Consider the following 7,072-nt stretch of genomic DNA (forward strand, 5'->3'; position numbering starts at 1 on the left):
CGGTGACCCTCGGCCTCCCGGGCCACGTGGCTGCGAACCACGCGACGCAGGACGCCGCCCCTCTCCCCGCCTCAAGACGCCTCCGGAGGCGCCCCTCGATGGGAGAGGTGATGTGTATTTATTCCTAATCGACATGCTTGTCAACGTTGATTTTTGCCGCTTGGCGGCGGGCGCACTTCCACTGCGCGTTTCGAGCGAGCGTAACCCGCCGGGCGGCGGTTGAGTTTGCGTCGAAGTGGCGGCGGATTACGCTTCGCCAATCCGCCCTACGGGCCTTCCAAAATGTAGTTCCGACACAACGCGAGAGCGTCGCAGAGGGCGACACCATTTTCAGCCGAGCGCCGGCGTATTGACACTGTGGATACAGAGCGCGATAGTCTGCCCATGGCAAAGACGCGTGTCTCAACCGCAAAATCTGCTCGGCGTTCCGCTGCGGCCGCAGCGCGCGGCGCTGCGTCCGACGCCAAGGGCAGCATCAATCTGCGGATCGAGACCGGCACTCGTCAACTGATCGACGACGCGGCGGCGGTGCTGGGCAAGACGCGCACGGAATTCATGGTGGAGAGCGCCCGTCGGCAGGCGGTCGATGTGTTGCTCGATCAGCGCTTATTCACGCTCGATCCCGAACGCTATGACGCCTTCATGCAGGCGCTCGACAATCCGCCCGCGCCGGGGCCGAAGCTCAAGGCGTTGCTGCGTCGGGTCCCGGCATGGCAGACATAGACGACGCGCCAAACCCGCCACGCTCCCGTCTGTCGGCTCCTGTTCCACTGACGATGGCACATGATCTGTCGGCGTTCGATTGCGGTGAGCCGGTGTTGAACGACTGGCTGCGCCAGCGGGCACTCAAGAACGAGAGCCGCTTCTCGCGCACCTACGTGGTGTGCGAGGGCAATCAGGTCGTCGGCTATTTCTGCGTTTCAGCGGGCGCGGTCGAGCGCGCCGCAGCGCCGGGCAAGGTCCGCCGCAACGCGCCCGACACAATCCCGGTGTCGGTGATCGGACGGCTGGCCGTCAGCCGCTCCCATGCCGGAAGGGGGCTCGGCGCCGACCTGCTTTCGGACGCGCTGCGCCGGATCGCGCTGGCATCGCAGAGCATCGGCATCGGCGCGGTTCTGGTTCACGCCAAGGACGATGCGGCCAAACGCTTCTATCTGCGCTGCGCCGAATTCATCGAATATCCCGAAGACAGCCGGACGCTGTTCCTGCCGATCGAAACGGTGGTCGCGGCCTTGAGTGAGTAGTGAGTAGCCCGCGTGAGCGCAGCGATACGCGGGGGTGAACGAGCCTGAGAGTCCCGGGTATCGCTTCGCTCACCCAGGCTACGCTTGCTGCTGCGCCGTGACGCAGCCCGTGAGCCGGCCGAGACCGATCCCCGCGACGACACGATACGTCACGCGCATGCGATGCTCGCCCTGCGCGCTCTGGCGCAGATGGTGAGTCGCAAGGAAAATAGTTATCGAGGCGGAACTGCTTCAGCTTTGCGCGATCATCAGACGGATGGCGTCCCGCGACTGAGCGAAGCGTCATCGGCCATTTTTCAGATAGGATGATTCGATGACCCCCGCCGAACTTTCCGAGATCTACCGCGGCTACATCGCCTGCCTGAACCGGCAGGATTGGCCGAAGCTGGACCAATTCGTCGACGAGGATGTGACCTACAACGGCGAGCGGGTCGGGCTGACCGGCTATCGCGATCTGCTGCAGCGGGATTTTCGCGCGATCCCCGACCTTCACTTCGACATCCAATGGCTGGTGTCCGAACCGCCGCGGGTCGCGAGCCGGCTGTGGTTCGACTGCACCCCATCGGGCGAGCTGTTCGGCCTTGCCGTCAATGGCAGACGAGTCCGCTTCCCCGAAAACGTGTTCTACGCGTTTTCCGATCGCCGCATCGCGGAAGTCTGGTCGATCATCGACAAAGCCGCCGTCGCATCGCAGCTCCCATCCAAACCGTAGAGCCGGAGGGCGGATCAGCGCGGAAGGGCACGTAACGCCGGTGTGTGACCGCCGAAGGCGTAAACCGCCGCGCGGCGGCTGGGCTTGCCTAGCGACGGATTGCGATTCGCTAATCTGCCCTACGAGCTTGGATCTGGCGACGGCTTCGACCGGACTGCAATGGGGGCAGCGGCGAAGTAGTGGCTTAAGCTTGTTCGAATCGAAAAGTTGTGTTTCACCATACTGCTCGCTCTGGGTGAATTTTCTGGCTGCAGACGGTTGGATTTGGAGACGAATAATGAAGATACCCGATGTTGCGAATCGTTTACGTGAGATTTCTGGACAGATACAGAGCGTTCGTCCGACCGAAGCCGCAGAGCTTCTGGAGCTGGCCGATGAGCTTCGCAGACGATCGCCCACGGCGCCTCGATCTCCTGCCACGAGTACACCCATGACTCCTGAACTTGCAGAGGAGATCAGAGAATTTGCGGAGGCGAATCCTGGAACATCTCAGCAAGACATAGCCGTCGTCTTCAACGTGAACCACGGTCGTGTAAGTGAGGTGTTGAGAGGGAAGCGATCTTAGCGCTTTGCCGACATTCCTCTATCGACGAATCGTGGTGTAATCATAGGGGCTGATCAGAATCATATTCTTCTGTTGGAGCCTATGCAGAATACCTCTCATGCAGTGATGTCTCAGAGAGTGGAGGCCAAGGACAGTCCTGATGACTTCCCTACGCCACCTTGGGCAACGCGTGGTCTTATCGAATACGTCCTTCAAGATAAGGAATCGTTGAACGCAATGACGTGCTGGGAGCCAGCCTGTGGGGCTGGACACATGTCAAAAGTTCTTAAGGAGTATTTTCATCAGGTAAGATCTTCTGATGCCTACGATTATGGTGGCTACGGTGAGATCTTCGATTTTGTCGCCAATACTAGCGAGCCTAATTCGGTGGATTGGGTAATTACAAATCCGCCGTTTCGCTTTGCAGAAGAGTTTGTCTTGAAGGCGCTCAGCGTAGCGAGGATTGGGGTCGCAATTTTGGCCCGAAGCGTGTTCCTGGAGAGTGTGGGGCGGTATAATTCAATATTCGTATCTTCCCCACCTACGAAATTTGCGCAGTTTTCCGAGCGGGTACCGATGGTGAGGGGGAGACTGGACAAGAAGGCATCCACAGCAACGGGATATGCTTGGCTTGTTTGGGAAAGGACCGCGGCCGGCTCGCCTCAGTTGATGTGGGTTCCGCCTTGCAGAAGGTTCCTCGAGCGTCCTGAAGACTACAGCGTTCCACTAAATGATGAGTTGGCCTTCACTCATAGATCTCGCTGGAACGGTGCTTGAGATGAGATGATGACGCTAATCCACCGGATTGCAAAATTGTCCTTTTTGGTTCGCAGCAGCGCAATATCCCGTGTCCACGCAACCGAAATGGCCGGGCTTTCGCCCGGCCGCTTCGTTTCCGATGGATGCCCGGGTCGAGCCCGGGCATGACGTTCGTGGGGTGGAGCGCCCGCTGCCTTACGACAGCGCCTTGTTGCTCTCTTTCACCTTGTCGGCGTCGAGGTACACGCTCGATCCCATCTCTTTGAACTTGGCGCTCATCTGCGCCATGCCGTCTTCGATGGTGCCGGAGATGGTCATGCCGGCGTGGCCGACCGGGTAAAGGGCGGCTTTCTCGTTGTCGCCCAATCCCGCCGCGTAGTCTCGCACATCCTGCGTGATCTTCATCGAGCAGAATTTCGGGCCGCACATCGAGCAGAAATGCGCGACCTTGTGGGCGTCCTTCGGCAGGGTCTCGTCGTGGAAGGCTTGCGCCGTATCCGGATCGAGGCCGAGGTTGAACTGATCCTGCCAGCGGAATTCGAACCGGGCGCGGGACAGCGCGTCGTCGCGCAGTTGCGCGGCGGGATGGCCCTTGGCCAGATCAGCGGCGTGGGCGGCGATCTTGTAGGTGATGACGCCGGTCTTGACGTCGTTGCGGTCGGGGAGGCCGAGATGCTCCTTCGGCGTGACGTAGCACAGCATCGCGCAGCCGAACCAGCCGATCATCGCGGCGCCGATGCCGCTGGTGATGTGATCATAGCCCGGCGCGATGTCGGTGGTCAGCGGCCCGAGGGTGTAGAACGGCGCCTCGCCGCACTCCTTGAGCTGCTTGTCCATGTTGATCTTGATCTTGTGCATCGGCACGTGGCCGGGGCCTTCGATCATCACCTGGCAGCCCTTGTCCCAGGCGATCTTGGTGAGCTCGCCGAGCGTCTCCAGTTCGGCGAACTGGGCGCGGTCGTTGGCGTCGGCGATCGAGCCCGGCCGCAGGCCGTCGCCGAGCGAGAATGACACGTCGTACTTGCGCATCAGGTCGCAGATCTCGTCGAAATGCGTGTAGAGGAAGCTCTCCTTGTGATGCGCCAGGCACCACTTCGCCATGATCGAGCCGCCGCGCGACACGATGCCGGTGACGCGGCTGGCGGTGAGGTGGATGTATTGCAGCCGCACGCCGGCGTGGATGGTGAAGTAATCGACGCCCTGTTCGGCCTGCTCGATCAGCGTGTCCTTGTACAGCTCCCAGGTCAGCTTGGTCGGATCGCCTTCGCACTTCTCCAGTGCCTGATAGATCGGCACGGTTCCAATGGGGACGGGCGAGTTGCGCAGAATCCATTCGCGGGTGGTGTGGATGTTGCGGCCCGTGGAGAGGTCCATCACCGTGTCGGCGCCCCAGCGGATCGCCCACACCATCTTGTCGACTTCTTCCTCGACAGACGAGGTCACCGCCGAGTTGCCGATATTGGCGTTGATCTTGGTGAGGAAGTTGCGGCCGATGATCATCGGCTCGAGTTCGCCGTGATTGATATTGGCCGGGATGATCGCGCGTCCACGCGCAATTTCATCGCGGACGAATTCCGGGGTGATGAACGCCGGCACCGCGGCGCCGAACGATTCGCCATCGGCGAGCGCCGCTTCGGCGCGTTCGAGTTGCTGCTTGCGGCCGAGATTTTCGCGCTCGGCGACGTAGATCATCTCCTTGGTGATGATGCCGCGGCGGGCGAATTCGTATTGGGTGATCATTGGTGGATGGTCCGCACCCCGCGCAAACGCTGCCGGTGTGGCTCCCCCCACCCCCGACCCCTCCCCGCGAGGGGGAGGGGAGTCGAGACCGCGCAGCGGCTGATGGTGCGCGGTGAAAGCCTTGGCGGCATGGGCGGCGCCGACATTGCCGTTGTCTTCCGGCTTGATGTCGCGGCCTTCATACTGCTCGACGCCGCCACGCTCCTTGACCCACTCGGTGCGCGGGCGCGGCAGGCCCTTGTTGACGTCGATGATCACGTTCGGATCGGTATAGGGGCCGGAGGTGTCGTACACCGGCAGGTTCGGCTCGCCTGCGCCTTCGCTCAGGATGATCTCGCGCAGCGGCACGCGCAGATCCGGCGCGGCGGTCGGGTTCGCGTAGATCTTGCGCGAGGAGGGCAGGGCGCCGGTGGTGACGGCCGCGCGGGTGGTCTCGGGATTGGAGCGGATATTCATGCCATCCTCCTTGTTGTTTCGTTCTGCTTATCGGGGCGCCGTCATCCTGAGGTGCGCGCACCTGCGCGCCTCGAAGGATGACTGCAACGAACTCAGTGCCTCCGCCGTCGCCCTTCGAGGCGAGCCGAAGACGGCTCGCATCTCAGGGTGACGGCGACATCCTTTGTGCCGCGGCTCACGCCTTCTCAGCGACGAAATCGAGCCAGGCGCGGACGCGGGCGTCTGGATCGGGGTTTTGCGTCACGTCACTGACCACCGCGATCGAGTCGGCGCCGGCGGCGAAGATCTCTTCGGCCTGCTCCAGCTTGATGCCGCCGATCGCGACCAGCGGGATGTTGCCGACGCGCTTCTTCCATTCGGTGATCTTCGGAATGCCCTGCGGGGCGAACCGCATCGATTTCAGCGTGGTCGGGAAGATCGGGCCGAGCGCGATGTAGTCCGGCTCGGCGGCGAGCGCGGTTTCGAGTTCGGCGTCGTCGTGGGTGGAGAGGCCGAGCGTCAGCCCGGCGCTGCGGATCTCGGCGAGGTCCGCCTCGGCGAGGTCTTCCTGGCCGAGATGCAGATGCTGGGCGCCGGCGACGATCGCGGCGCGCCAGTAGTCGTTGATGATCAGCTTGACGCTGGTGTCCTTCACCGCCGCGAGTGCGTCGGTGACGAGCTGCAGCGCGGCGCCGTCGTCGAGGTCCTTGGCGCGGAGCTGCACGGTGCCGACGCCGAGCGCGGCGAGGCGTTTGACCCACGCGATGCTGTCGACGACGGGATAGAAACGGTCAGGATACGGCATGCCAGAACGGAGTCCCGATCACAGGGGTGGAGGGCGAAGCGAAATCGCGGGCGCCCATCAACCCCGCTTCGTAACCGGTGCGGCCGGCTTCGACCGCGAGCTTGAAGCCGCGCGCCATCGCCACCGGGTCTTCGGCCTTGGCGATCGCGGTGTTGAGCAGCACGGCGTCGTAGCCGAGCTCCATCGCTTCGGCCGCATGGCTCGGCGCGCCGAGGCCGGCGTCGACCACCAGCGTGATATCAGGCAGGCGATCGCGCAGCAGTTTCAGCGCGTCGCGATTGGTGATGCCGCGCGCGCTGCCGATCGGCGCCGCCCACGGCATGATCACCCGGCAGCCGGCATCGACCAGCCGCATCGCCACCGACAGGTCCTCGGTGCAATAGGGAAACACCTCGAAGCCATCCTTGATCAGGATCGAAGCAGCTTCGATCAGGCCGACCACGTCCGGCTGCAGCGTGTCGTTATCGGCGATCACTTCGAGCTTGATCCAGCTCGTGCCGAACAATTCGCGCGCCAGCTTGGCGGTGGTCACCGCGTCGCGCACGCCGCGGCAGCCGGCGGTGTTCGGCAGCACGGTGACGCCGAGTTCGCGGATCAGCGACCAGAACTGATCGCCGGCCTTGCCGCCCGCCGTCTCGCGCCGCAGCGACACCGTGACGATCTCGGCGCCCGACTCGCGGATCGAGTCCTGCATGATCGCCGGCGACGGATACAGCGCGCTGCCGATCAGCAGCCGGGAGCCGAATTCGCGGTCGTAGAATTTCACCATGACGCATCTCCAGTGCCGCGGCGCGCTCCCTCTCCCCGCGTGCGGGGAGAGGGCTGGGGTGAGG

General features: G+C 63.0%; 7 protein-coding genes. 4 read left to right on the forward strand and 3 right to left on the reverse strand.

Annotation, left to right across the window (positions count from 1 at the left end; all coding sequences use genetic code 11):
- The first annotated feature begins 384 nt into the window (after positions 1 to 384).
- From DU475_RS22430 to DU475_RS22445, 4 genes are all read left to right on the forward strand, one after another.
- Complete coding sequence (locus tag DU475_RS22430) at positions 385 to 723, forward strand: type II toxin-antitoxin system TacA family antitoxin (RefSeq protein ID WP_164633368.1); 339 nt, start codon at positions 385 to 387, stop codon at positions 721 to 723.
- The gene (locus DU475_RS22435) at positions 711 to 1,244 is read left to right on the forward strand and encodes a GNAT family N-acetyltransferase (RefSeq protein WP_164633369.1); all 534 of its coding nucleotides are present in this window, start codon (positions 711 to 713) and stop codon (positions 1,242 to 1,244) included. The genes DU475_RS22430 and DU475_RS22435 overlap by 13 nt, the downstream gene beginning before the upstream one ends.
- Before the next feature lie 313 nt (positions 1,245 to 1,557).
- Positions 1,558 to 1,956 carry an ester cyclase gene (locus tag DU475_RS22440; protein WP_164633370.1) on the forward strand — a complete coding sequence of 133 codons (399 nt, stop codon included), beginning with the start codon at positions 1,558 to 1,560 and terminating at the stop codon, positions 1,954 to 1,956.
- 817 nt (positions 1,957 to 2,773) lie between these two features.
- Positions 2,774 to 3,277, forward strand: a complete 504-nt coding sequence (locus DU475_RS22445; protein ID WP_246700397.1) for an SAM-dependent methyltransferase — start codon at positions 2,774 to 2,776, stop codon at positions 3,275 to 3,277.
- 177 nt (positions 3,278 to 3,454) lie between these two features.
- On the opposite strand, the gene thiC is transcribed toward DU475_RS22445, so the two are convergent.
- The 3 genes from thiC to DU475_RS22460 all read right to left on the reverse strand — a co-directional run bounded on the left by thiC (position 3,455) and on the right by DU475_RS22460 (position 7,008).
- Positions 3,455 to 5,455 (reverse strand): phosphomethylpyrimidine synthase ThiC, encoded by a 2,001-nt coding sequence (gene thiC, locus DU475_RS22450; protein ID WP_164633372.1) that lies wholly within the window; start codon positions 5,453 to 5,455, stop codon positions 3,455 to 3,457.
- A 175-nt stretch (positions 5,456 to 5,630) separates the two neighbouring features.
- Entirely contained in the window at positions 5,631 to 6,239 is a 609-nt protein-coding gene (locus DU475_RS22455) for a thiamine phosphate synthase (RefSeq protein ID WP_107345341.1), read from the reverse strand.
- Positions 6,226 to 7,008 (reverse strand): thiazole synthase, encoded by a 783-nt coding sequence (locus DU475_RS22460; protein WP_164633373.1) that lies wholly within the window; start codon positions 7,006 to 7,008, stop codon positions 6,226 to 6,228. Before DU475_RS22460 ends, DU475_RS22455 begins: the two co-directional genes overlap by 14 nt.
- Positions 7,009 to 7,072: the final 64 nt, after the last annotated feature.

It is taken from the genome of Rhodopseudomonas sp. WA056, assembly GCF_010906995.1.
Classification (GTDB): Bacteria; Pseudomonadota; Alphaproteobacteria; order Rhizobiales; family Xanthobacteraceae; genus Rhodopseudomonas; species Rhodopseudomonas palustris_G.